Genomic DNA, 24,118 nt, shown 5'->3' on the forward strand with positions numbered 1-24,118 from the left:
GTCTCCGACACCTGGGTAGGTCGACCTCCTCCTCGCCGGTGACGACCAGGGCTCACGCGTCCGCCACCATCCAGCCCGTCGCAGCGCACGAGCAGGACCGACAAGGCCCAAGCAGTACAGTCCGGCGGTCTGCCCCACCGGTGCACAGGTGATCTGCTCGGTTGCCGCGGTCGTCTAGGCGGACCTGGGCGCCGCAGTGGCGCGGGCACCGGGTGGAGCACGAAGTAACGGTCACAACTGGCCAGTGATATGTAATATGTTACTGAGGTGGTTCTCGGGACCCCCTGTCAGCCGTATCGCGAGGTGCCGTCTCGTGGGCTGGCTGCCCCGCGCGGGATGTCACGCTTTCGCGCGAAGGGCCCACGGTGCGGGCCAGGAATCCATTCACCTGGCCCGCACCCCCACCGGGCAAGCAGGGGCCGACATGGCCGTCGTCCCGCTGGCCCACCCTGCCTTCTTCAGACCGCAAGATCCCGTTCGACCTACCCGAAACCGACTAGTCCCCATCTTTCCCGACTGGCCGTCACAGCACGGCTCCAATCAAGAAGAGAACTCATGTCCCCCACGCCTCAGACTTCCCGGAGCGAACCGCGGGCCCCGGTCGGGTCGGAGCCTTTGACCCGACGCGCCGCTCGACCTTCTCGGCGCCGGGCTCGCCGGACGGCGTTCAGCGCCGGGCGGTCATCGCCTCGGCCCTGACCCTCGCCCTGGTGGGAGCCAGTGTGGGTGGGGTGGCCTGGGCCAAGGCCAACACCTCCCACCAGCTACGCAAACACGGGTGCGGCCGCACGGTTGGACGCGGTCCTGGTCCTGGCAGACAAGACCCTCACGGACTCCGCCGGTCAGGTCGCCGACGAGGACCTGCGCAGGACCCTCGCTGAGGCAATCATCACTGCTCAGAAGACCCGCACGACCGCTGACCTGCAGATCACCTCGGGGGACACGATCGACGACGCGCACAACGCGCTGCTCCTCGCCGGCGACATCGCTACCATGATCGATCAGGTCACTGACGATCTGACGGCGGCCACCACCGTGGTGCGTGAAGCCCAGGCGGCGTGGCAGCTTGAGTACGCCCTAGCGGTCTACGACGAGGCGACCGCGCAGCTGAACACCTCGATCGAGACCGCCACCACCGTGTTCTCCAGCGCAGAAGGAACGGGCGTGGACCAGGAGGTCCTCCAGGCCCTCACCGAGGAGATCACCGCCACCACCACCGCCCGCGACACCCCAGTTAACCGGACGAACGTGGACGCCATCCACGACGCGACCACCACCCTGACCGGCCACCAGGCCACCCTGGACGCCGCCACCCAAGCACTCACCGACGCCCAGACCGCCTGGCGAGCCGACCAAGACGCAGCAGCAGCAGCAGCCGCCGCGCGGCAACAGCGGGCCCAACAGAAGACCCCCACCAACAGCGGCGCCAAGAACAACGGGGCCAAGAGCAGCAGCGGGACCAAGACCAACGGTGGCGGAGCAACCGTGGCTGTGACCGGCGCGGGCACCTCCGCGACGACAGGAACCGTCGCGACGACCGGAGTTGCGACGGGAGCCGCGACGTCCTCGAGGGGCACGGCAACCGCGACCGCCGGGCGGCGCGTGCGCTTGTGGGGCACGGTCAGCAGGTGAGCGAGCCCCGCCCCGAATGCCAGGACCAGGACCGGGATTCCGGAGACGGCGACCACGACCTGCCACGGCGCCTGCTCGATGCCCTGTGAGGCCAGCAGGTGGTAGACGACCTGACCGCCCCAGCCGAGCGTGAGAGAGAACAGGGAAGGCCACTTGGCGAAGGTCCGGGCCTTGGAGTTGATGCGCCGTCGGGTGAGCCACGCCCCGAGGGCGTAGGCGGCGTAGACCTCCATACCGAGCGGCAGCGTGATCGCCAAGTTCACCGTGAGACCGCTCCCGATGCCGGGCAGGAGATTGACCGGCCCGAACCCGCACATGAGCCCCAGGGCCACCCAGCCGCCCCAGATCGCAACGAAGGCGGACCCGCTGAGGATCATCACAGGCCAGCGCGGGTAGCTCGCGACCTCGTCGCCCTCGTCGTCGCTCTCGGGCAGGATCACGTCGGCGACCTTGGCCCGGGCCCGAGACACCTTGCCCCAGAGATCCCGGCCCTTCTTCTCACGACGGGGCGCGGGGGTCGGCTGGTGCTCCTCCGCTGGGGCGTGGGGCGCGGCGGTGGGCTCGACGATGCGCGGGACAGAGCTCCGTCCCTTCTCGCTCCGACGCTTCCTCTCAGGCCGGTCCTTCTTGCCCCGACGCAATGACCGGCGGGGCGGGGCAGCGTGGGGCACCGACGCACGTCGACCAGCCGCCTCACCCACGGGCCCCCCGCCCTCCCTGCCAGGCAGGACGACGCGCCTGTCACCAGGAGGCGGCAGGCGCGTCGGCTCCAATTAGGCAGTGGGCCAGTCCGGGCGCGGCGGGTGCAGTTCGAACACGAGGGCCGGACCGCCGGCAGGTAGCTGGTTGGCTAATTGGTCCTCGAGGTTCGCCGCGGAGACGTATTCGATCATGTCGTCTGTGTGGTGCAGGTCGATCACGAGCGGACCCTTCGCGCTTCGGACAGGCTTACCGGCTTGCTATCTATCTATCGCTAATGCTCTTGCTGCCAGGCTTGCTCGACGAGCTTCTCGAACATCTCGCGCTGGCTCAGCCCAGCGGCTGCGGCAAGGTCTTCGAAGCGCTCCTTGGTCGAGGTGCCTGTCCGTACGAAGACAGGCACGGTGGGCTCTGATCGGACCTTCCGGCGTGGCGCTGGCGACGCCGCCGGTGTGGGCGCCGCGTCACTCCCCCGGGTCGTCTCCTGACGATCTGGCGTCGGCAAAGGTGCAGGTGCCGGTGCCGGTGCGACGGGGTACTTGGGCGCCGTGGGCGCCATGGGGTCGGCCACCGGAGGCGCAACCCGCCGTCGCCGCGGGGTCGGCTGCTCTTCGATCGTCACGCTTCGCTCTCCAACCGTGCGTAGGCGGGCCAGAGCTGGTCGGCAAGGCCAGCGAAGGCCTCGACAACGGGAAGCCCCTTCACGTAGTCGCCCCACCAGACTTCGCCCGCCCGGGAGGATCGGACGATCACTCGTTCGGGGATGAAGGGGCGCAGCAGTAGGCCGTCATTGTCTTGCTCAAGCGCCTCAAGGGCTCCGAGTGCATCTCGGGTGGCGATCGTGTCGGGCCAGCGGGTGATGATGACTCCGGCTTCGCGCAGGTCCGGATTCAGCGGGCTGAGCTGGCGAAATCGGGCAACATTCGAGCGGGCCCACTCGACCCCGGTCCGGCCGTCCTCGTCGGGGGTAGTCGTATAGAGAATGCGGTCAGACGCGGTCAGGGCGGAACGGATAAGGAACCCCCCCTGCCGGTTGGGCGAGTCGATCAGGACGACGTCGCGGTCCCAGCCCTCGAGCGCGCGGCGAAGACGAAGATCTCCGTACTCCTGGGGAGCCGTCTCCAGGGCCGCAAGATCTCTGGACCCTGGGACAACGGTGAGGTTCGGATGCCAGGGCGACGTCAACGCGAGATCGGCCGCGGCGCCCGCGACGTCGTCCTGGCCAAGAATTGCGCCGATGTGCTCCCCCGGCGGGACGTCGACGCCGAGCCAGGTGGTCGCGGTTGACCGCGGGTCCAGGTCGATGATGCCGACCCGAGCTCCGCGACGTGCCAGTTCTGCGCCGAGCCCCAGAGTGCAGGTCGATTTGCCGACCCCACCCTTCTCTGAGGCGATCGTGGTTGTCTCCATAGCCCCATCTTGCTAGATATCTAGCGTGTTGTCTATCTTGCTTGCTCGCTATCAGTCTATCTATCTTGCGTGCTAGATATCTAGCACGCAAGATAGATAGCGCGCTCTTCAGATCGGTTGGGGCCAGGACGTCTGCCAGGTAGGGCGCTCGGTGGCATTAGGCACACCTGGGCAACGATCGCCCCAGGTGCACCGCCTAGGCGGTCGGCCACCGCAGGAGAAGCACCCTCCGCGACGTGCCAGCTCAGCGCCGAGCCCCAGAGTGCAGGTCGATTTGCCGACCCCACCCTTCCCTGAGGCGATCGTGGTTGCCTCCATGCCCACGTCTCGCTAGATATCTAGCACTCTGTCTGGCTTGCTAGATATCTAGCAAGCCAGACAGATTGTGAGCGTTCAGATCGGTTGGGGCTAGGAAGTCTGCGAGGTTGGGCGCTGGGTGGCCCAGGCGCACCTGGGCACCGATCGCCCCAAGTGCACCGCCTAGGCGGTCGGCCACCGCAGGAGAAGCACCCACGGGGGAGAGCCACCATCATGCGCTCGAGCAAGCGCAGGCGGTCCACAGTTCGACTGCGTCGTGCACCGCGCGACGCGAGATCCCCGGTACCGGTGTCAACCGAAAGCCTGAGGCAACGTCAGGATGAAGAGTTCCGCCAGGTGAGCGGTGCAGTCTGGCACCCCGCCTGCAAGTCAGCTTGCGACGTCGACGAGCGTCCAGCATGCGACGGCGTCGTCTGGTGGCCACCACCAGTCGGCGTCCGTGATCTCGCGGGGGTTCGCGTTGTCATCGTGGCGGGCGAGGTAGGTCTGCCAGGCGGCGCGCTCAGTGGCATAACGGCGGAGCTGAGTTGCGACCCCCTCAAGGACCCCTAGGTGCTCAGCCACCTGTAAGAGGAGCCCTGCGTGGGGGAGGAGGCCAGTCATCGTGCGTTCGAGCAGCCCCCAGGCGGTCAGGAGATCGACGGCGTCGTGCACCGCGCGACGCGAGATCCCGGTGGCAGTCACGAGGTCTCTGATGGTGTGGGCTCGGTCTTGCTCGACAGCTTCGAACACGAGTGCCGCGACGTAGCCAAGCTCGCGGAACGCAGGGCGCAGGGCATGGGCCTTGCCTTTGTCCCATCGCAGGCCAGGAGCGGTTTCCGCGATGGTCTGGGGGAGCGTCAGGGCGTACAGGTCTGCGTTCTCGCCGCGAGCCTCCTCAAGGCGGTCGATCCATCCGGCCGCAGTGAGCTGGTGGAGCAGGACGGAGACGGTCGAGTGGTCCATGCCTGTAGCCACGGCCAAGGACCGGGTGCCAAAGGCGATGTAGCGGGTGCCGGCCTTGTGAGCGGCTTCTCCGAGGGCGCGGAGGAGGAAACGGGCCCCGTACCAGCGACGACCGGGGAAGCCTGCCCGTTCAGAGATCCGTAGGGCGGCGCGCCAGGTGCGGATGAAGCCGTGCTCGTCCTCGCTCACCTGTGGTGGGTGGCGCCCCCCCTGTGACTCTTGGGCGCTTGTGTTGGATCTGTGCACAGTGTCATTCCCGCTGGTCGAGGCGGGTTCTGCGGTGTGGTGCCCTACGAGGGCCTGGGCGCGGTGCCAGTCGCGTGTCAGGGCCTTGCGGCGGTGACCAGGGGAGTAGCGGGCGTACAGGCCCGCTAGGCCCGGCCAGCGGCCGTCCTCGAGGCGCACGGCGACATCGGCGAGGGTCCATCGGGCGCGTGCAGCGCCGGCGAGCACGGCTTGGCGGGCCTCAGAGTCGGACGGGTAGCGGCTGGCGTCGTAGATGCCGTCTCGGGCGATGCGGGTCAGCTGGGGCGCCAGTCCGTGCACGCGGGTCTGAGGCTGGCCTTCGAGCTCGTGCCTCGGCTCCTCGACGTCCTGGGAGACGCGCCAGGCGGCGATCTCCTCGGTCAGGGCCGCATGGATGCGCTCGAGGGTGCGGGGGGAGTTGCCACGCACGAGGACGTCGACGGCCGCGCTCAGGGTCATCGTGAGCTGCTGGTGGCCGCCGGCCTTGTGGGCGGCTCCAGGGGTACGGATGCACCCTGACCGCAGCGACCGGTGGGGGCTGGCGTCGAGGGACGCGTACATGGTGGCCAGGGCCTCGACGATCTCGCGGGCTGTGCGGTACTCGATGGGCCGGGCCAGGGGCACGTAGATGTGGCGGCCGCCGCTGGGGGAGATGTCGGTGACGATGCGGGCGCCGACATCGGTGAGCCACGTTGCCAAGCGCAGGGCGTCAGCGTCGACGAGGGCGCGGCCGCCGGGGGCCACGTCTAGGTCCAAGCAGAGGGCGCGGCACGTCCCGTCGTCTCCGTAGATGCGGACGGCAGCCGGCGAGGAAGGCAGGGCGCGGGTCAGGGGGCGTTCGTCACGCCCGCGGTACTCGATCCCTGCACGTCGAGGGCGTCCGATCCGCATCCGGCGCCGCGCGCCGCCCCCAAGCCGTTCGGCGCAGGCAGCCCACTCTTCCCGGGCGCGCTCGACATCGAGAACGTCAACCTGGACGGATAGGGATGAATCACCCGCGACACGCCGCGTTCGGCGCACGCCGGGCTGGGCACCCGCCGCGTCGGTGGTTATGATGGTCTCCAGACGCTAGGACGCACCTAGGTGCGTCAACCGGAACCCTTCACCGTTCGCCGCCAAGCTGTCAGGTGATGGGCTTCTGAGTTAAGGCCCGCCCCTCGGGGCGGGCCTTTCGTCGTTCTTACGCAGTCTTGAGGTCGAGTCCTTCCTGCTCCGCCGGCCACCATGCAGGCCGACCATCAGGATCAAGTTCGATGCGCTTCGCAATCTCCTCAAGCAGGACCGGAAGTGGCACGCCGGTAGCGTTGGCCACCTGGTCATAGAAGGCCTTGGCCTCCTTGGAGATCCCACGCGCGTACAGATTCGTCACGTTCTCGGGGTCAAGTGACCCCCAAGCCCGCCGTCCTCGCGTCGCCGTCGTGTGTGCCATATCGCAGACAGTAGCGATTGCGATTGCCGAAGGCGCGGATATGCGCGGGTGTGTCGCGGCTCATGTTGGCCCGGAGTATCAAGTTCGTTCGTGCATGGTCGCGAGGATGCGTGGCCAGTCAGGCACGCGTTCGGCTGTGCTCACAGGCCGCGGGCTACGGCGGCTCCCGCCGCGAGCCAGGCTCGACGGGTGGCAGGTCGCAAGGAGCCGTAGCGCAGGGTCCCATCGACCATCGCGGGATCGAAGGGGATGGTGACAACGTCGCGGGCGATCGCCTGGTATCCGTTGGCGACACGGTCGACTTCGGCGCGAGATGCCTTCTCCTCGGCCTGGCTTACGACAGCAACAGCGCGAGCGGCCAACTTGGCTGACCGCTCGTCGCGCTCGCCCAGTGCTTCGAGGAGTAGTGCACCAGCCTCGGCGATGTCGGCACGAGTCGTTGTGGCGACGACGAGCTGGTCTGCGTGGTCGATCATCCGCAGCCACAGGGGGTCGCTCTCGTCGTTGCCGGAGTCGATGAAGACCAGCCGGTAGTACTTGCTGGCGACGCTGTGAATCGCGTCGACGTCTTTGACCCCCAGCCGCTGCTGGTCGGCCAGCATGACGGGCTGCGAGCGAAGTACGTCGAATCGGTCGCGCGTCTGGTGATGCACGTAGTGCGCCAGGTCCGCGGACTGGGCGCTCGTGCTGAGCAGGCGATCGGTCTGGGGGAGCATGTCGAGCAGAGTCGCTTCGTGAGGACCCTGCTCGGTGCGCCAGCCAAGCGTTCCGCGCGTCTGGTTGTTGTCCCAGGCGAGGACGCCGGCACCGCCGTAGCGGGCGAAGATCGCGGACAGCAGCACCGTTGTCGGGGTCTTGCCAGCGCCCCCCTTGCCGTTCACCACGGCGATCGTGCGGGGCCCGGGCCAGTGCTGGCTGACAGCGTGCTCGTCGCCGCGTTCGCGGCGCTCCGCCTCGCTGGGGTTCAGACGAATGCCGACCTTCGCGAGAGCACCACGGATCCCCTTGGCTGCGGGCTCCTCGACCTGCTCACGAACGAGGAAAGACTGGCGGACCTCTCGCCAGGTTGTGGGCTGGGGCTGGTTCTCACGGACCCAGCCCTCGGCTCCTTCGGGAGGGTTGTGGGCTGGGGTGCTGCTCACCGACCCCGGTTCGGGCGTGGTGTCGGGAGCCGCAGATGCCGCCCCCGGCGCAGCTGTGGGAAGGGCCTTGACGGCCCGCGTTCCGCGGGGAGGGGTCGCGGTGTCCGCGTCAGCAGCCACCGTGCCGTCTGGGTGGACGATCAGCGGCCAGTCACCGTCAGGACTCGTCGTCGCGACGCGTACGGGGCGGCCGACCTTCTTGGCGGTCGCCGCGACGGTCTCGATCACGCTGTTGCGCGCCTCCTCGAGGCCGTTGGCTTCGAGGGCGTGAGAGGTGCCGTTGATCGTCACCTCTCCGGTTCCGTCCTCGCGGATGACAGCTTCGATGTGGGGCCAGGTGGGCACGGTCGTGGTTGTCATGGGCTCTCTCCTGTCGCTAGCCGAGCTTGATCCCGACCTCAGCCATGAACGGCTCGGGGTCGACGGGCTTTCCGTTGAGGTGGACTTCGTAGTGCAGGTGGCACCCGGTCGAGTTTCCAGACGAACCGGTGCGTCCGATCTGCTGACCTGCGGCCACCTTGTCGCCGACGCTGACCAAGATCCCGCTGCGGTACATGTGGAGGTACTTGGTCTTGATGTTGTCGCCGTGGTCGACCGTGATGATCCCGGTCCCGTCGGAAACCAGGCCAGCGAAGATGACCGTGCCCGCTCGCGCAGACCAGATCGGGCCGTTGCAGCTGCCGGCCGCGAGGTCGGTGCCGGCATGTAGGCGGAGCTGCCCGTGGTTGATCTGCCCAGGGTTGTACCTCATGCCGTACTGGCTCTTGACCGGTCCTGCTCCCGGGGTGGCCCACCCGCCATCGTTGACCTGGCCGGGGAGGGTTGCCCCTCCCTCGCCGGCACACACCTGGTTGCCGTTGCCCGCGCTGAGCCCGGTGTCGACGCCAGACAGTTGCTCGACCACGGCCACCGCGGCGTCCCAGTACTTGGCGTAGTGGAATGGGTTCGCGTTGCGCTGGGTGCGGTGTGCGACGCCCGTAGGCTCGAGTGAGTCGCGGTTCTCGACCTTCATCATCGCGGTGAAGAACTTGGTGGAGGAGATGTACGGGTCCATCACTTCGTCCTGGGTGCCCCAGCCCAGGCACCACTGTTGCTGGAAGAGCCCCAGCGAGCACGTGAGTGTCCCGTCCGGGTTGGTGACCCCGTGCAGGTCGTCGCCGTAGTTGACGTTCACCAGGCTCGATTCACCCATCGCCGTCATGACACCGATGGTCTGGTCGCGGACGCCCAGTCCCAGGTCGGCTCCGGCCTTGAGGATGTAGGCCGCGTTGACGAGCTGCTCGCCGCTGTATCCAGCGATCGGTCCAGCGGGCACGGTCGCAGGGTCGATCGTCACACTCGTTGATCCGTCGGTAGGCGGGTTGCACGCTGCTCCTGCACTCCCGCCGAAGAGCAGGAGACTGAAGACCAGTCCCAGCGTCAGCACCGGGATCCCTGCGACAAGGAGCACGGCTCCGCTCTTGTTCTCTCCGGCCACCTCTAGCTCGCCTCCTCGGGCGGCATGATGCGCTCCACAGCCCAGGGAGAGTCCCCGTAGAGACGGCTCAATGTCAGCGTGTAGGTGCCGCCGTTGGTCGGGACTTCGACGACCGCGACGTTCGCGCTCGCGTCGTCAACAAGCACCCCTACGCCGGTGACCTCGGATACGGGCACGTTGCGGGGATCGACGAAGGAGTAGTCGCTCCGCCCTTCCTCACTCAGCAGCGGCGCGAGCTCGGCCCACCAGGTCTCGTAGTCGAGACCAGGACGTGCAAACTTCCCCATCACCTCGCTTGCTGCGGCAACCGCTGCAGCACGCGACGGCTCGTCCCAGACTGCCTCCGGGTGCGCTCCGATCGTCTCCCCGGTGTCTTCGTCTACGGCGCCGTCTGGCGCGGGAGTGAACTTATCGAAGTCAGGCAATTCGGAACCGATCGTGTTCGTCGGGGCCGACGGCGATGAACCTGGTTCGGTCCCCGACGAACACCCGGCCAGGGCAACGGTGATCACCGCTGCCAAGGCCAGACCCCCTGCTCGTAGCTGCATTGCTAGTCCTCCTTGTTCTCGCCCTCCGCGGGCCGGCTGTTTGCGCCTGCTCGCAGGGTTTCCTTGAGTTCGTCCCGAAGGATGAACCACGTGGCCCCCACCTTGTAGCCCGGGATCACACCGTCACGAAGCCAGTGGTAGATGCCCTGCTTCGTCATGCCGAGCAGGGAAGCAACCTCCGGGACCGTGAGCGTCTTGCCCAGCCCGTCGAAGAGCGCATCGAGTCCGCTGGTGGTCATCGGAAGCACCCGCACACGTCTGCGCATACAGTCACCCTAGACGATTCATCACGCTGACACCCGATTTCACTCTCTGTCACTCTATTTCGCATGATATTGCTCCTATCGTCTTCCTCGGCTAAACTTGCCGTGTCAGAGACTACGTACGTACAGCGCAGTATCAAGGGGGCGTGACCGTGAACGATGCAAGTAATCCGTGGGTCTCGCGGCCAGCGGCGTCTTCACCCGCTCCGGCGGCGACCCGAACCCTCATGGCGACCGCAGCACCAACTGGGCCCGTCGCCCCACAGCGCGGCGTGCCGGCCCCCGACACGGTGGATCAGCTTCCTGTCGTGCAGTACGGCCCCGGCGAGGCGAGGCCTCTCTGGTGGCTGGGTGCGCACGGGGGAGCGGGGGAGAGCAAGCTTGCTCATCTCGTCGAGCACTCGCAGGTGGCGGACCACGCTTGGCCGCATCTCGTGGCCTCTCCGCGCCCAGCCCCTGTCGTCCTGGTGGCTCGCTCGAGCTACGACGGCCTTCGAGCTGCCCAGGTGGCTGCCACGCAGTGGGCCTCTGGCCTGGTGCCGTTCGTCAATGTTCTCGGCCTGGTGATCGTCGCTGACGCTCCCGGCCGCTTGCCCCGCCCGCTGCGAGAGTTCGCGCAGATCGTCGGCGGTGGCGTCCCACGCACGTGGACCGTGCCGTGGATCGAGTCGTGGCGCCTGGGAGAGGAACCGTCCCTCCTGAGCGTCCCGCGCGAGGTGCGTCGGCTTGTCGACGACCTGAACGCGATTCTCCAACCTGGTGCGGGCAGCACCACCAACTGAGAGGAACACTGATGGCCGTCCTTGACACCATCCTCACCGCGTCGAACGACCTCGCCGCACTCATCCCGGCACAGATCCCCGACCCGGCTCCGGTGCAGCCGCCGGGCACGGAGGGCTTCCTGTCGATCATGGGCTGGGCCAAGTGGGTTGCCCTGGCTCTCTGCATCATGGGCCTCGTGGCCGCCGGGGCGATGATGTCCTGGCAGTCCCGCCGCGGCGAGGGCGGCGAGCACGTCGGCAAGATCGGCATGGCCCTCGGAGGCGTCATCGTCATCAGCGCGGCCGGCGCACTCGTCGGCTTCCTGATGGGCGCGTGAGCCGGGGCAACGACATGGCTTCCGACGAGACGGAACAGAACCCGTTCGGCCGCCCAGGCTTCGTCCTGGCCGCGCTCGTTGTGGTCCTGCTCATCGTGGCAGGGGTGGTCGTTGGGGTCGTCGTCGCTGGGCGCGACGACGACCCCAACGACCCCATGGAAGCCACTCCGATCCCGACCGTGACGGCCGCGCCGTCTGACCCCACAACCACGGAGGTCGATGGTGCGAGCGTCTGCGGCCTGGAGGGCGTTGAACTGACCGGCAGCGTCTCCACAGCTCCTGAGGCGGTGTGGGAATTCCAGGGCACGACGGGATACCCCACCTCCGCCGCATTCGGCCCTGCCGAGACGAACACCAACGGAGTGCGCTACTGCTTCCAGCAGTCACCCTCCGGGGCGCTCTTCGCTGCCGCGAACGCGGTGGCCCAGGGCTCGGACCCGACGGTCCAGGCGGCGTTCGCCACGTACTTCACAGCGGCCGGTCCCGGCCGTGACGCCGCGATCGCAAACGCGATGTCAGGTTCGGCGTCCTCGGGACGGATCGAAATCGCAGGGTTCCGCCTGCTCGAGTACGGGGACGGCTCGGCCCGCGTTGACGTGGCGGTCCGAGCGACCTCGAACGGTCAAACAATCTACGCTTCCGGCGTCTATCCGCTCACGTGGGAAGACGGCGACTGGAAGCTCGTGGTCAGCGACTCGGGGGAGATGCAGTACAACTTCGCGCAGATCCCCGACCTCGCTGGCTACACCAGCTGGGGGGCATGAGCTATGGCTGACTGCGGTTTTATCGACGTCGGCTGCAAGGCCGAAGAACTCGCCAAGAGCGCGATCGGTGATGCGATCGAGAACATGGCAAACGCCGTCCTGGAAGCGTTCGGGAAGGCGGTGGCCTCGCTCGGCACCCTGTGGGTCAACGTTGGTACCCCCAACCTCACGGGGAGCGGTGGAGCGTCGTCGACGACGGCCGGGGCAGCGGCACCCAACTCCGAGAACATCACTATGGTCCTCAACTACGTGATGTGGATTTCACTCGCAGCCGCGGTGATCTCGCTGTTCATCCTCGGTGGCCTCATCGCCTTCCGGATGCGCGCTGGCGAGGGTATTGCCGCAGTCGGCAAGCTTGGTCTCATTCTCGCGTCGGTGGTCTTCATCTCAGGTGCCAGCGCGATCGTCAGTGGCGTCCTGCCGAACGGTCCGAACGGGGCCTCCGGCACCGTCGCCTTCCTGCAGTCGTCGCTGTGGTGGTACATGGGCGCGGCAGCAGTTCTCTCGGTGATCATCGGCGCCGCGCGGATGGTGTGGGAGCAGCGTGCAGAACCCGGCAGAGAGACGATCAAGAGCCTCCTCACGCTGGTGGTCGTCGCGGGATCCGGCGTGACGATCGTCGGCCTGCTTGTCACAGCCGCCGACTCGTTTTCGGTGTGGATCATCAACGGGTCACTCAACTGCGACGTCACCACAGACGGGGGTACGTGCTTCGGGACCAACATGGCCACCCTGCTCGCGCTCACCACAAATCCGGCGGCAGGCGGCCTCGGGGCGCTGCTCATCATCATCTTGGGACTCATCGCAATCCTCGCGACGACGTTCCAGATCATCCTCATGGTGGCCAGGGGCGGGATGCTCGTGATCCTCACGGGCATCTTGCCTCTGGCTGCCAGCGCGACGAACACCGAGATGGGCAAGGCCTGGTTCAAGAAGTGCATCTCGTGGCTGGTGGCGTTCATTCTCTACAAGCCCGCCGCCGCCATCGTCTACGCGGCCGCGTTCCAGCTCGTCGGTACAGACGTCTTCAAGGACGACGGGACAGGACTTCTCGCTGTGCTCACCGGTCTGATGCTGATGGTCATCGCTCTGTTCGCGATGCCCGCACTCATGCGCTTCGTCACCCCCTTGGTGGGGGCGATGTCCGCGGGAGCCGGTGGGGCGATGGCGATGGGTGCGATGGCTGCCTTGCCCAGTGGCGCGGCCGCGATCGGCCGTCTCGCGTCCGGCGGTGGAGGCTCGTCCGGCTCCGACGGCGCGAGCGGCTCCGACGGCGCGAGCGGCTCTTCGGGGTCGGCCGGACCGTCTGGAAGTTCCGCTACAGGTGGGCCTTCCGCACCCCAGCCGGTCAACACGAATCCGTCCAGCGGCGGATCGAGCAACCCGTCGGCCCCTGGTGGCGGGGGACAGCCCGCACCTGGTGGCGGCGCATCCACTGGGTCAGGGAGCGCAGGAGCTGGCGCCGGCGCCGGATCGGGCGCAGCCGGCGCGGGCGCCGCTGGGGCTGGCGCTGGCGCTGGCGCTGGCGCCGCAGCTGGTGGAAGTGCGGCGGCCGCCGGTGCCGCCGGTGGGCCCGTAGGTATCGCGGCAGGAGCCGCACTCGACGTAGCAAAGCAGGCGGGCCAGGCAGCAGCCGGCGCCGCGCAGAGCATCGGCCAGCAGGCCGCAGGGGAAGGGGATGGTCCGAGTGGCAGCTGACACAGCAAATGTGAGGGGCCCGCGCACGTACGGGAACTGGAGGCGTCCTACGTCACCAGGCCTGATCGGGCTCGGCTCGGTGGGAACCGCGATGCTCCTCGGAGGGCTCATCGTCGTGGTGATCACCGTCATGGTCGCTGGCCTGCTCGAGGCGGTCGTCATGGCCGCTGTCCTCGGTGCAGTCCTGTTGACCGTCCTCACGAAGGACTCGCACGGCAAGAATCTCCTGGCGCGCGGGGGAGCCCGCGCCGCTTGGTGGTCCGCCCGATCGCGTGGCACCCACCTGTACCGGTCGGGCCCGCTCGGCCGTGCCGTGTGGGGGACGTACCAGCTCCCCGGGTTGGCGGCGCCGACCCGACTGAGCGAGCACAGCGACAGCTACGGCCGACGGTTCGCTCTCCTCCACACACCAGCCACCGGGAACTTCTCGGTCATCATCGGAACCGAGCCCGACGGCGCGGCGCTGGTCGACCAGGAGCAGATCGACGTCTGGGTCGCTGACTGGGGGCACTGGCTCGCGAACCTCGCCGATGAGCCGGGGATCGAGGCCGCGTCCGTGACGATCGAGACGGCTCCCGATTCCGGGACCCGCCTGCGTCGCGAGGTGGAGATGAACATCGACCCGGAAGCGCCGGCCTTCGCGCGGCAGATGCTCACAGAGACCGTGCAGCGCTACCCGTCTGGGTCCTCCACGGTCAAGGCCTTCGTGGCGATCACGTTCGCAGCAGCGACGCGGGCAGGGGGCAAGAAGCGCACCGTGGATGAGATGGGGCGCGAGCTGGCCGCCCGCATGCCTGGGCTCACGCAGAGCCTGCAGGCGACCGGGGCCGGTGCAGCGCACCCCCTGTCCGCTCAGGAGCTGTGCGAGACGATTCGTGTCGCCTACGACCCGGCGGCGGCCGTCCTCATCGACGAAGCCCATGCAGCGGGCGAGACGCCCGAGCTCTCATGGCCCGACGTCGGCCCCTCGGCCACCGAGGCGGCGTGGAATGGCTACCGCCATGACTCGGCGTACTCGTGCACCTGGGCGATGACCTCAGCACCTCGCGGCAACGTCCAGTCGGGAGTTCTTGCCCGTCTGCTTGCCCCGCACCGCGACATCGCCCGGAAGCGCGTGACACTGCTCTACCGGCCGATCGACCCGGCGAAGGCAGCAGCGATGGTGGAATCAGACCTGCGCGCCGCGGAGTTCCGTCAGACCTCAACGTCCAAGCCCGCGGCTCGCGACGTCCTCGCTGTCCGCGCGGCGGCGGCGACGGCCTCGGAGGAGGCGTCCGGGGCTGGCCTGGTGAACTTCGGTGTCCTCGTGACGGCCACGGTCATGGACGGGGCTCGCGAGGCTGATGCTCGAGCGGCGATCGACAACCTCTCAGCGACGGCGCGACTTCGGCTGCGCCCGGTCTACGGATCGCAGGACTCCGCGTTCGCTGCGGCCCTTCCGCTGGGGCTCATTCTCACCAAGCACGTGAAGGTACCGGCCGAGCTCAGAGACAAGCTCTGATGGCCGGCTACGCCGGGAGGGGGCAGCGATGACCAAGACAAGCGCGAAGAAGAGGACTCAGGCGACACCATCGATCCGGCCAATCCGGCCGCCGATGCGCGGATGGCTCGGCCGGGGTCGAGGCGGTGCGAACTACGTGCAGGCACCCGATGAATGGCGCGGGACCACGGTCCAGGTCTGCGGCCTATGGCCGTTCTCGATCGGCTCGGGCACCCCGATGGTGGGAGTTCCGCTCGGCCGACACATCACCACCGGCGCGACCCTGTGCTGTGACCCGATCAGCTGGTTCCAGCGCGCGAAGCTCATCTCGAACCCCTCGGCTTTCGTCCTCGGCAAGCCGGGTCTAGGCAAGTCGACGCTCGTTCGGCGGATGGCTACCGGGCTCGCCGGGTTCGGCGTCATGCCCCTGGTGCTCGGCGACCTCAAGCCCGACTACGTCGACCTGATCGAGGCGATGGGCGGCCAGGTCATCACCCTGGGCCGTGGCCGTGGCTACCTCAACGTCCTCGACCCTGGCGAGGCGACCGAGGCCGCCCATCGCCTGCGAGCACAGGGCTTCGAGAAGCAGGCACAGGAGGTACTGGCGGACGCCCACGGGCGCCGTCACACGATGGTCTCAGCGCTGATCACAATCATGCGCTCGGCGCCGCCGACGGACCGCGAAGAGACCATCATCGACCGGGCGCTCAAGGTCCTGGACGTCCAGCACCAAGGTGTACCGGTGCTGGGCGACCTGCTCCGTGTCATCCAGGAAGGCCCCCAGGAAGTTCGGGCGGTGGCCCTGGACCGTGGCAACGACCTTCGCTACAAGGAGATCACCGAGAACCTCGAAGCCTCGCTCATCGGTCTGGTCGGCGGCGGCCGCTTGGGCGAGACCTTCTCGCGACAGACAACCCGCCCGATGCGTCGTGACGCCCCTGTGGTCTACGACGTCTCGGCGATCGACGACTCCGAGATGGACCTACAGGCCGCGACGTTGCTCGCCTGCTGGTCGGCCGGGTTCGGCACGGTGAACGTCGCCAACGCCCTCGCGGACGCCGGGCTCGAGCCGCGGCGTCACTACTTCGTCATCCTGGACGAGCTATGGCGGGCCCTGCGAGCAGGGCGCGGCATGGTTGACCGTGTCGACGCACTGACCCGCCTGAACCGCCAGCGTGGCGTCGGCATGGCGATGATCTCTCACACGATGAGCGACCTGCTAGCCCTGTCGAGCGAGGAGGATCGGATGAAGGCGAAGGGCTTCGTCGAGCGCTCGGGCATGGTCATCTGCGGTGGTCTCCCCTCGGCCGAGATGCCGCAGCTCAACTCCGCGATCCCCTTCTCTCGTGCCGAGCAGGATCTGCTGATCGGCTGGCAGGACCCCCCGGCATGGGACCCTTCCACCGGTCGAGAGGCCGAGCCCCCAGGGCGAGGCAAGTTCCTGGTCAAGGTCGGTGGCCGCCCCGGGATCCCCATCTCCGTCCAGCTCACTGACGCGGAGCTCTCGATCAACGACACCAACAAGCTGTGGCACTCACAGTCCCGCGTCGGATCCGTCGCCATGGCCGGCGCTGGAGGGGGAGCAGCATGAGCCAGCCGAACAACCGTCGCCGAGACCCCGGCGGCATCGGCGCTGAGGCTGCTCTGGTCTGGATCGGGATCGTAGCGGTGGTCGTCGTCGTCGGATCGCTCTACGCGGCCGTCACCATCGGGCACCGCCTCGCTGGCACGGCGGAGGGCATCCCCAGCAGCCCATTCGATGTGTTCTTCGGCCTGATCCGCGGCCGTGTCCCGTGGCCCCCGGCCGGGACCGCGATCCTCGTCGGCATGGGTGTTCTCCTGGTGCTGCTGGCGGTACTCGTCGGCCTCGCCCGCCGACGGCTCAACCGGTCGCGTACCCGCGTCGACCGGGCCGCGACGTACATGGGTCGCGGCCGTGACGTGGAGGCCCTGAGCCGGAAGAACGCTCTGGCGACGGCTTCGCGGCTCGGGGTCGCCGAGTCCCCCGGCGTGCCGATCGGGCGGACGGTGGCGGCCGGTCAGCCTCTCTTCGGGTCCTGGGAGGACATGCACCTCGACATCTGGGGGCCGCGCACCGGCAAGACCACGTCGCGTGCAGTCCCTGCAATCCTCGACGCTCCCGGCGCGGTCCTGGTGACCTCGAACAAGCGCGACGTCGTGGACGCGACGCGTGACGTCCGCGCGGTCCAGGGCCCGGTCTGGGTCTTCGACCCGCAGGGCATCGCGCTCGAGGAACCGACCTGGTGGTGGAACCCGTTGAGCTACGTCACGGACGAGGTCAAGGCCGCAAAGCTCGCCGAGCACTTCGCCGCCGGGTCGCGCGATCCTGGCGCACGGACCGACGCCTACTTTGACCCCGCCGGGCAGGACCTTCTGGCCGGGCTTCTACTCGCGGCCGCGCTCGACTCGCGGCCGATCACTGACGTCTACACCTGGCTGACACGGCCGACAGACGAGACCGCGGCAGACATCCTCAGGACGCACGGCTTCACCCTGACCTCAGACCAGGTCGCCGGCGTCGTCGCAGCACCGGACAAGCAACGCGGTGGCATCTTCGGCACAGCGCAACAGATGGCCTCGTGCCTGACGAACCGAGCGGTCTCGCGATGGGTCACCCCGCAGGGGGTGATCGACACGCGCACTCAGCTCAGCCCGGCGGAGTTCGTCCGCGACGGCGGCACGCTCTACTCGCTCTCCAAGGAGGGCAGGGGCACCGCCGGGCCGCTCGTCACGGCACTCACGGTGGCTGTAGTCGAGGCAGCTGAGGAACAGGCCGCGCGTTCTGCCGGGGGGCGGCTCGCAGTGCCGCTGGTCGGCGTCCTCGATGAGGCCGCGAACGTGTGCCGCTGGCGTGAGCTCCCGAACCTCTACAGCCACTACGGGTCGCGCGGGATCGTCCTGATGACGATCCTGCAATCGTGGTCGCAGGGCACCGAAGTGTGGGGCGAAGCAGGAATGAAGAAGCTCTGGAGCGCCTCGAACGTGAAGGTCTACGGCGGCGGTGTCAGCGAGGCCGCCTTCCTCGAGGACCTCTCTCGGATGATCGGCGACTACGACCGTCAGGGATCCTCGGTGTCCTACGGCCGCGGGCACCGCACCATCTCGCAGCAGCTTCATCGTGAACGCATCCTCGACGTGGCGGACCTGGCCGCGATGCCCAAGGGGCGAGCCGTGGTCCTCGCCTCCGGTTCCCGCCCCACGCTGATCCGCACCCAGCCGTGGATGACCGGCCCGCACGCCGAGGGGGTGCGAGCATCGATCGCGGCGCACGACCCGCAGGCTGAGCGCACGATCCGAGAGGCACAGACCGAACTCGCGGCAGTGGCCGCGACCGTGGATCAGCAGGAGGCATCGTGAGCGATGGGCTCGGAGAGTGGGCAGAACTGGACGACGAGCTCGGTTCGCCCGTCGCGTTGGAGCAGGACGGCGCTGGGACGAGCGCTGGCCCCGAGGAGCTGCCGCCACTGGTCTACGGATCCGTCGACGAGTTCATGCGCGAGTACCTGCGCCATGTCTATCGGCGGAAGGTCGGCGGCCGCGGCACCGGCCGGGTGTGGGCTGCGGAATGGTGGCGCTATGACGAGGCCGTCATTCGTCTCGAGGCGGTGTGGCGCGCATGGGAGCACCTGCGTCAGGACGCAGCGACAGGCATGAGCGTGTGGTGGCGCGACCACGCCGATCCGCACATGGCAGTTCTGTTCGACCCTGATGGGCCGTTCGCTGGCGCCGAGGGTGAGCTCAACTCCTGTCGGTCAGGTGCCCCGCTTCCGTACGTCGCGCCCCCTGAGGGGATGTTCCCCGACGTCCGCGAGTCTCCGCACGAGTTCTGAGCTCGAAGACAACGAGGGCCCCGCACCACCCGGTGCGGGCCCTCGCTGTCTCGTTCACGCTCCGAGAGCGAGCCCGACGAAGGTGAGGATCGCTAGCGCCAGCACCGCGAGGGCCAACGCCCAAACCAGACGCTTCTGCCGGCGTTCGCTGAACACTCGCGGCCGTCCTAGACGCCCGGCGTTGATCTCCGCCATGAGAAGCAGGATCGTGGCCGCGATCAGGGCGACGGTCACCACCGCGGCGAGTCCCCACGCCACCTGGACCACCGTCGTGACCCCGAGCCCTGTCCCGTTCGTCATCGATCGAGACCGCTCCGTTGCACCTGGGCGCCTCTGGCTCCGCGGACCTTGCGCGCCCTGGGTGCCTTTGCCGACGTCGTCCTCGTCGCCTCGGTCGCCGGCTTCCCGTAGCTCACATCTGCTCGAAGCCGTGTCGCGACGTCCTCCTCGCCCACACCGCGTCCCTTGAGGTCGCTGGCGAACGCTTCTCTGCGCTCGGCGCTGTCGTACGCCGGCGCTGCGTCGTGACGTAGACGGTCGGCGGTGGTCTCGTGTGTCGCAGCATCTGCGGCAGCCTGACCGCGCTCGGCTGGGTCAGGCTCGTGTTCAGCTGCGTCCCGTGCGCGCTCCGCGGCCTGGTCGGCCCTCTGGGCGTCCGTCATGAGCGACTGAGCTTCGGCGGCGTCGACCCCGGCCCGGGTGCGCTGCTCCTGCTGCTCACGCTGCAGTTGCTCTGCGCGAGCTACCGCGGCCTGAACCTGTGCGGGGTCGCCGTTCGCCGTGTCGACGTCGACGCCGTAGCGGTTGCGGACTTCGTCCTTGATGCGCTGCTCCGCGCGTACCGCTTCTGGGTCGGAGTCGGCCCATGCGCGTGCGAGCTGATGGGCCCTGCCCACGTCCTGCGGTTCCGCCTTGTCCCACCACTCGGGCCGATGAACCTGTGCCATCTCGACACGGCTCGCACCTCGCTCAGCCGCGATGCGCGCCTGGAGCTCGCGCGCTTCCTGCTCACTCACCGCCTGTGCGCGTCGCAAGGCCTCCTCGCGTGCCCGAGCGAACCGCTCGCCGATCTGCCCTGCAGCGGTCAGTGCAACGCGCAGCTGTCCCTCGAACGCTTCCTCGATCCCATCCGACTCGTCGACCATGACCTGCCCCCTCTTCTAGCGTTCCGGGCCGCGCTCTGCTCCCGGTTTGGTGGTGCTGCGAACCCGCGTTGGTTCGATGGTGTTCGGCACTGGCGAGCCGGGTCGTCCCTCTGGTGCGTGACCCTGCTGCACTCGTTGCATGGTCGCTGTGACCTCCGGTGCCAGGGGAACCCCTGTCCCGCTCGCTACGGGCTGTGGCAGTCGCGCGGCAAGCCGTCGAAGATGGTTCCGTTCGGCGGCCGCGATCTCGGCCGCGCGGCGGGCTTCGCCAGATGCGCGGTGCACGTCATGGACCGCCTTCGCGAGGTTCGCGAGCTGGCGCAGCATGATGGCCTGTGCGGCGGTTCCCTGGCCGCCTCGGGCGGCGGAGGCGAGCAGCATCGCGGCGCCCGAGACGGCGACCATGCCGGCCTTGGTCGGGCGCACCGGACGGTGTCGTGTCTGGGCCGACTTCGCCAGTGCATCGGCGGCCGCCGCGAGTGGTCCGGGTTCAGCCTCCACGCGCTGTGACCACGCTGCGAACGCTCCGGCGGTGTCTCGCGCGACGCGTGCCCAGGTGTCGCGGTCCTCGATCGGGACGGCACGCAGCGTCTCGCGCAGTGCGCCGATCTCGCGGCTGTACTGCTCCCAGAGCTTGGGGTCGGGCTCGTGCACTTCGCGCCCGGGCGCGGCGACACGTCGTCCACGCTTCGCAGCGTTCCACTCGGCGGCAGCGGTAGTCGCCGCTGTGGGGTCGTCGGGCCATCCGCTGCGCAGGCGCGGAAGGGTGAGGTCTCTACCCAGATGGCCGCCTCCGTACCAGATCGCGCGTTCTCCGTGCTGGGGGCGCGCAGCGACCGAGTAGCCGGTGACCACATCGGTCCGGCCGTCGGCGAATCGCGGGCGAACGAGGACGCCGGCCCGGCGCAGTCGTCGGACGAACTCGCCCTCGTCCTGGGCCGCGGTCGCGCAGCCGCGCACTGTCCGGGCGAGTCCGTGCCGCGGCTGATCCGCCGTGGTCTCCGCGGTGATCAGCGCGCGCCGCTCGGGACCGCTCAGAGCGTCCCAGGTGGGTAGACCCTGGCCCGGGGAACTCGTGCGGTTGCGGTCGTACTTCGCGCGCGCTCGAGCGCGAGCCTGTGCCTCCCGCTCGGCCGGGTTGTAGCCGCGCGTTGCGCGCTCGGTACCAGCCGACTCCAGCTCTTCAAGGCCGTACTTCACCTCGAGCGCGCGCGCCGCCTTCTGCGCACGAACGAAGTCGCGGTGGGCGGAAGCCTTGGTGCCATCCTCGCGCACGAGATTGACCGCGAGGTGGATGTGGTCATTGCCGTTCGAGGACACGCCGTGACGGATGGCGACCCACCGGCAGGGAGCCTTGCTGCCGTCGTTGTCGTCGAACCCCATGGCGGTCACGAAGTCGTTCGCGATGGCGTTCCACTGGTCGTCGGTCAGTAGCCCTTCCTCGGCGCGGATGGACAGCGAGCAGTGCCATACGTGGCCGCCGGCTACCTCGACGTCGAACGCGGTGCGCGGCTGGTCGAGATGGCGCGCGATCGCCATCGCTCCTTCGTGCCCAAGCTCGGCGTCGTCGTGCCATGCCATGAGCGCAGGGTCACCGGCGACCAGGTGCGGCTCGGTGTGCTCGTTGTGGCGTCCCGGGCCGGCGAGGTAGCTCATCAGTCCGGCCATGCGATCGCCCCGCACGACGTTCGGCATCACGGGAGGCTCAACCCGTCGATGGCGCGGTCAATGCGCTCGGCAGTTCGACGCGTCGCGTCGAGGGTTGCACGCAGCTCCGTGTGCACCTCGCCCGTCGCATTAGTAGCACGTGCGATCTGGTTCACGTTGTTGGAGATCGATGCGAGCAGCCGGTGCAGACCGAAGAGCGTGGCGATCGCGTTCTTTCGCTCGGTCGGTGTCTCGGCAGCGCCCGACATGAGAGCCGACTCGACCAGAAGACGCGACACCGTGACGTGCTGCTCAGCGGCCAGACGCAGCAGGAACCCTTCCTCTTCTGGGGAGACCTTCACCTCGTGCTTGTGCTGCCTTCCGCCGGCGACATTGGCACGGCGACGACGGCTCTCGCGACGACCCGTCGGGTTGTCCTGGCTCATTCCGTCTCACCGCCCTTCATGCCCAGCGCAGCGACCCCGCCCTGCGCGGGGACCACACCCCAAGTGTGGCAGCGGGCGGCGCAGCCGTCCAGCGCTCAAGCAACTTAGCAGGGCTAAGTCTCTAGCTTGCTCCGCCAGGATCATTCGCTCTTCGGCGAGCACCTGTCGCTGATCGCCCTCGCAGGGGCTCTCGAAGCCCGACGCCGTGGACGGCGCCTTTGGGGTTCCGTAGGCCTGGAGTTCTCACTACGCTGGAGGCATGGCAAAGACACTCAGCGTGGAAGATGCTCTGGCGCGCGCACAGCGAGCACAGGAGGCTCGCATGTCCGCGATTCGAGCAGTAGCAGAGGCTCGACAAGGTGTGGCTGATGTGCGCGAAGAGACCGGGCGCGAGCTTGCTGAGTTTCAACGCAGGATGGCCGAGCGCGTCGCTTCGGCGGAGCGAGAGGACGTCAAGGCGTTCAACACCGCTCTCGCAGCAGGCTGGACGGTCGACGAGCTGCGCAAGATCGGCTTCGGCGAGCCGGTGAAGAAGGCCCGTACGCGCCGCCGGGCCAGCGCCCAAGCCAACTCCAAGCGCGCACAGGAAGCGAGCCCAGCTACCGGGTCGACAGGCTCGGCCGGAGATCGATTCGACGCACCCGGCGCGTAGCGCGCCCGCGCGCATAGCCTCTCGATGGCGTTCTTCGCCCCGACCTGAGGGCGCCTTCACGATCGGCAATCTCGGGCCCAGATCGCTCCTTCGAAGCCCTCCGATGGTGCGGTCCGGGGGCGACGAACCAACGTCAAACGACCAGACGAAGCGGCGCGGATCCGCTCGCCTGCCGTAGCCGTGCGTTGCCCGGCTCCACGAGTCCGTGAGGGCCTTCGCCGTTCGACAGCGTCAGGGTCCAACGATCGGTGGTGCCGCGGATGGTGCGAGCGACCTCAAGCTCACAGCGACGCAGGTAGGCCGAGCCGCGGTCGACCCCCGACCACCGGTGGGCCTCGACGTCCAGGCGCACGGCGGCTTGCTCCCACTCTCGCGTGCTGACCAGGCCGACACCGCGCTCCCGAGCGCGCGCGAGCAGGCGCCGACGCTCGGAGGTGCTGAGCGCGGTGGCGGGGCCCACGACGACGTACCGCATGCCGTCGAGCAGGGCTGCGACGACGCCGGCAGGATCCTCGCCGGCGTGCGGGATCACGGCCAGGCGCTCGAGCGAGATCCCGGCCTGCGCGGCCGCGAGGTAGCCGAGCGAAGGGGCCCCGACGACGGCGACCCAGCCCGAGGAGCGCTGCGACTGCGCAAGCAGCGCGAGCAACAGCGACGTCGACCCCTGGATGACGCTCGCCGCGCCGACCGGCAAGCGGCCGCCGTCGAGGATCGCTCCCAGTGGCCGATCGGCCTCCTCGACATCGGGCGCAGACGTCGTCGACGAGCGCACACCGGCGCGGAGCTCGGCGCGACGCAAGGTCGCGCGAGCAGCCTCAAGCGCCTCGAGCGCGGTCCTCGTCACCCATCCAGTATCCGTCACTAATCGAACAGGCGTTCGAATAGAATGGGGTGATGGGTTCCCGTCGACGGTCGCCGACAGGCGGATGGCCCGCCGGGTTCGAGTCCGTTCCGTTGCGCGACGGCGCCGAGGAGGCGCCGCAGCTCGCGCGCGTTGAGGCCGCGATCGTGCGTCCCGAGGAGGGCATCCCGGTACGAGCGTGGATCACCCAGCGTCAGACCGGCGAGCACCGCGTCGACGGCGAGGCCATCGCCTGGGCAGGTCGCCAGGTCTGGGTCCGCTACCTCGATCCCCACGGGCGCGAGGGGTGGGCCTGGCTGTGGGCCGACGCCGTCGAGCGTCGCTGAGCGCTCGAGGCCCCAGGGCGGCAGTCCTAGTTCAGTCGC

The 24,118-nt window shown here is 68.5% G+C and carries 24 protein-coding genes; 11 read left to right on the top strand and 13 right to left on the bottom strand.

The window, feature by feature from the left end; translation table 11 throughout:
- Positions 1-792: 792 nt before the first annotated feature.
- Positions 793-1,632, top strand: a complete 840-nt coding sequence (locus ASE15_RS20680; protein ID WP_157277105.1) for a hypothetical protein — start codon at positions 793-795, stop codon at positions 1,630-1,632.
- Positions 1,633-2,405: 773 nt separating this feature from the next.
- On the opposite strand, the gene ASE15_RS20685 is transcribed toward ASE15_RS20680, so the two are convergent.
- The 8 genes from ASE15_RS20685 to ASE15_RS03210 all read right to left on the bottom strand — a co-directional run bounded on the left by ASE15_RS20685 (position 2,406) and on the right by ASE15_RS03210 (position 10,085).
- On the bottom strand, positions 2,406-2,552 hold the full coding sequence (locus ASE15_RS20685) for a hypothetical protein (RefSeq protein WP_157277106.1): 147 nt from the start codon (positions 2,550-2,552) through the stop codon (positions 2,406-2,408).
- A 397-nt stretch (positions 2,553-2,949) separates the two neighbouring features.
- Positions 2,950-3,741, bottom strand: a complete 792-nt coding sequence (locus ASE15_RS03180) for a ParA family protein (RefSeq protein ID WP_056761145.1) — start codon at positions 3,739-3,741, stop codon at positions 2,950-2,952.
- A gap of 687 nt (positions 3,742-4,428) precedes the next feature.
- Positions 4,429-5,994, bottom strand: a complete 1,566-nt coding sequence (locus ASE15_RS03185) for a hypothetical protein (protein WP_082618143.1) — start codon at positions 5,992-5,994, stop codon at positions 4,429-4,431.
- Between the two features lie 436 nt (positions 5,995-6,430).
- A complete protein-coding gene (locus ASE15_RS03190) occupies positions 6,431-6,619 on the bottom strand; it encodes a hypothetical protein (RefSeq protein WP_056761148.1) in 189 nt (62 codons plus the stop codon).
- A 200-nt stretch (positions 6,620-6,819) separates the two neighbouring features.
- On the bottom strand, positions 6,820-8,181 hold the full coding sequence (locus ASE15_RS03195) for an AAA family ATPase (protein WP_056761150.1): 1,362 nt from the start codon (positions 8,179-8,181) through the stop codon (positions 6,820-6,822).
- Between the two features lie 16 nt (positions 8,182-8,197).
- Positions 8,198-9,136 carry a M23 family metallopeptidase gene (locus ASE15_RS03200; protein ID WP_235534107.1) on the bottom strand — a complete coding sequence of 313 codons (939 nt, stop codon included), beginning with the start codon at positions 9,134-9,136 and terminating at the stop codon, positions 8,198-8,200.
- Positions 9,137-9,300: 164 nt separating this feature from the next.
- Positions 9,301-9,846: a hypothetical protein gene (locus tag ASE15_RS03205; RefSeq protein WP_056761157.1), complete on the bottom strand. Its 546-nt coding sequence runs from the start codon at positions 9,844-9,846 to the stop codon at positions 9,301-9,303.
- Positions 9,847-9,848: 2 nt separating this feature from the next.
- Positions 9,849-10,085 (bottom strand): helix-turn-helix domain-containing protein, encoded by a 237-nt coding sequence (locus ASE15_RS03210; RefSeq protein ID WP_157277107.1) that lies wholly within the window; start codon positions 10,083-10,085, stop codon positions 9,849-9,851.
- A 251-nt stretch (positions 10,086-10,336) separates the two neighbouring features.
- Here ASE15_RS03210 and ASE15_RS21805 point away from each other — a divergent pair, with 251 nt between their 5' ends.
- Genes ASE15_RS21805 through ASE15_RS03250 form a run of 8 tightly spaced genes read left to right on the top strand, consistent with a single transcriptional unit; the run spans position 10,337 to position 19,001 of the window.
- Complete coding sequence (locus ASE15_RS21805) at positions 10,337-10,891, top strand: DUF6668 family protein (RefSeq protein WP_369800541.1); 555 nt, start codon at positions 10,337-10,339, stop codon at positions 10,889-10,891.
- Positions 10,892-10,902: 11 nt separating this feature from the next.
- Entirely contained in the window at positions 10,903-11,208 is a 306-nt protein-coding gene (locus ASE15_RS03220) for a hypothetical protein (protein WP_056761162.1), read from the top strand.
- Positions 11,209-11,222: 14 nt separating this feature from the next.
- Positions 11,223-11,972 carry a hypothetical protein gene (locus tag ASE15_RS03225; RefSeq protein ID WP_056761165.1) on the top strand — a complete coding sequence of 250 codons (750 nt, stop codon included), beginning with the start codon at positions 11,223-11,225 and terminating at the stop codon, positions 11,970-11,972.
- 3 nt (positions 11,973-11,975) lie between these two features.
- Complete coding sequence (locus ASE15_RS03230) at positions 11,976-13,670, top strand: hypothetical protein (RefSeq protein ID WP_056761168.1); 1,695 nt, start codon at positions 11,976-11,978, stop codon at positions 13,668-13,670.
- Positions 13,660-15,171: an SCO6880 family protein gene (locus tag ASE15_RS03235; protein ID WP_369800542.1), complete on the top strand. Its 1,512-nt coding sequence runs from the start codon at positions 13,660-13,662 to the stop codon at positions 15,169-15,171. The genes ASE15_RS03230 and ASE15_RS03235 overlap by 11 nt, the downstream gene beginning before the upstream one ends.
- A gap of 28 nt (positions 15,172-15,199) precedes the next feature.
- Positions 15,200-16,741, top strand: a complete 1,542-nt coding sequence (locus tag ASE15_RS03240) for an ATP/GTP-binding protein (protein ID WP_056761171.1) — start codon at positions 15,200-15,202, stop codon at positions 16,739-16,741.
- Complete coding sequence (locus ASE15_RS03245; RefSeq protein ID WP_056761176.1) at positions 16,738-18,528, top strand: type IV secretory system conjugative DNA transfer family protein; 1,791 nt, start codon at positions 16,738-16,740, stop codon at positions 18,526-18,528. Before ASE15_RS03240 ends, ASE15_RS03245 begins: the two co-directional genes overlap by 4 nt.
- The gene (locus ASE15_RS03250) at positions 18,525-19,001 is read left to right on the top strand and encodes a DUF4913 domain-containing protein (RefSeq protein ID WP_082618144.1); all 477 of its coding nucleotides are present in this window, start codon (positions 18,525-18,527) and stop codon (positions 18,999-19,001) included. Before ASE15_RS03245 ends, ASE15_RS03250 begins: the two co-directional genes overlap by 4 nt.
- Before the next feature lie 54 nt (positions 19,002-19,055).
- Here the strand turns inward: ASE15_RS03250 and ASE15_RS03255 are convergent, their stop codons facing one another.
- From ASE15_RS03255 to mobC, 4 genes are read right to left on the bottom strand one after another with little or no spacing between them, the layout of a single operon-like run.
- Positions 19,056-19,301, bottom strand: a complete 246-nt coding sequence (locus tag ASE15_RS03255) for a hypothetical protein (protein WP_056761180.1) — start codon at positions 19,299-19,301, stop codon at positions 19,056-19,058.
- Positions 19,298-20,146 (bottom strand): hypothetical protein, encoded by an 849-nt coding sequence (locus ASE15_RS03260; protein WP_056761184.1) that lies wholly within the window; start codon positions 20,144-20,146, stop codon positions 19,298-19,300. Before ASE15_RS03260 ends, ASE15_RS03255 begins: the two co-directional genes overlap by 4 nt.
- A 15-nt stretch (positions 20,147-20,161) precedes the next feature.
- A complete protein-coding gene (locus ASE15_RS03265; protein WP_056761189.1) occupies positions 20,162-21,844 on the bottom strand; it encodes a relaxase/mobilization nuclease domain-containing protein in 1,683 nt (560 codons plus the stop codon).
- Positions 21,841-22,239 (bottom strand): plasmid mobilization relaxosome protein MobC, encoded by a 399-nt coding sequence (mobC, locus tag ASE15_RS03270; protein ID WP_082618145.1) that lies wholly within the window; start codon positions 22,237-22,239, stop codon positions 21,841-21,843. Before mobC ends, ASE15_RS03265 begins: the two co-directional genes overlap by 4 nt.
- A gap of 259 nt (positions 22,240-22,498) precedes the next feature.
- Between mobC and ASE15_RS03275 the strand changes: the two genes are divergently transcribed.
- A complete protein-coding gene (locus ASE15_RS03275) occupies positions 22,499-22,891 on the top strand; it encodes a hypothetical protein (RefSeq protein WP_056761197.1) in 393 nt (130 codons plus the stop codon).
- Between the two features lie 133 nt (positions 22,892-23,024).
- Here ASE15_RS03275 and ASE15_RS03280 read toward each other — a convergent pair whose 3' ends face one another.
- Positions 23,025-23,735 (bottom strand): hypothetical protein, encoded by a 711-nt coding sequence (locus tag ASE15_RS03280; protein ID WP_056761200.1) that lies wholly within the window; start codon positions 23,733-23,735, stop codon positions 23,025-23,027.
- Between the two features lie 50 nt (positions 23,736-23,785).
- Between ASE15_RS03280 and ASE15_RS03285 the strand changes: the two genes are divergently transcribed.
- Entirely contained in the window at positions 23,786-24,079 is a 294-nt protein-coding gene (locus ASE15_RS03285) for a hypothetical protein (protein ID WP_157277109.1), read from the top strand.
- The last annotated feature ends 39 nt before the right edge of the window (positions 24,080-24,118 follow it).

Source organism: Oerskovia sp. Root22, from assembly GCF_001429135.1.
GTDB lineage: Bacteria > Actinomycetota > Actinomycetes > Actinomycetales > Cellulomonadaceae > Oerskovia > Oerskovia enterophila.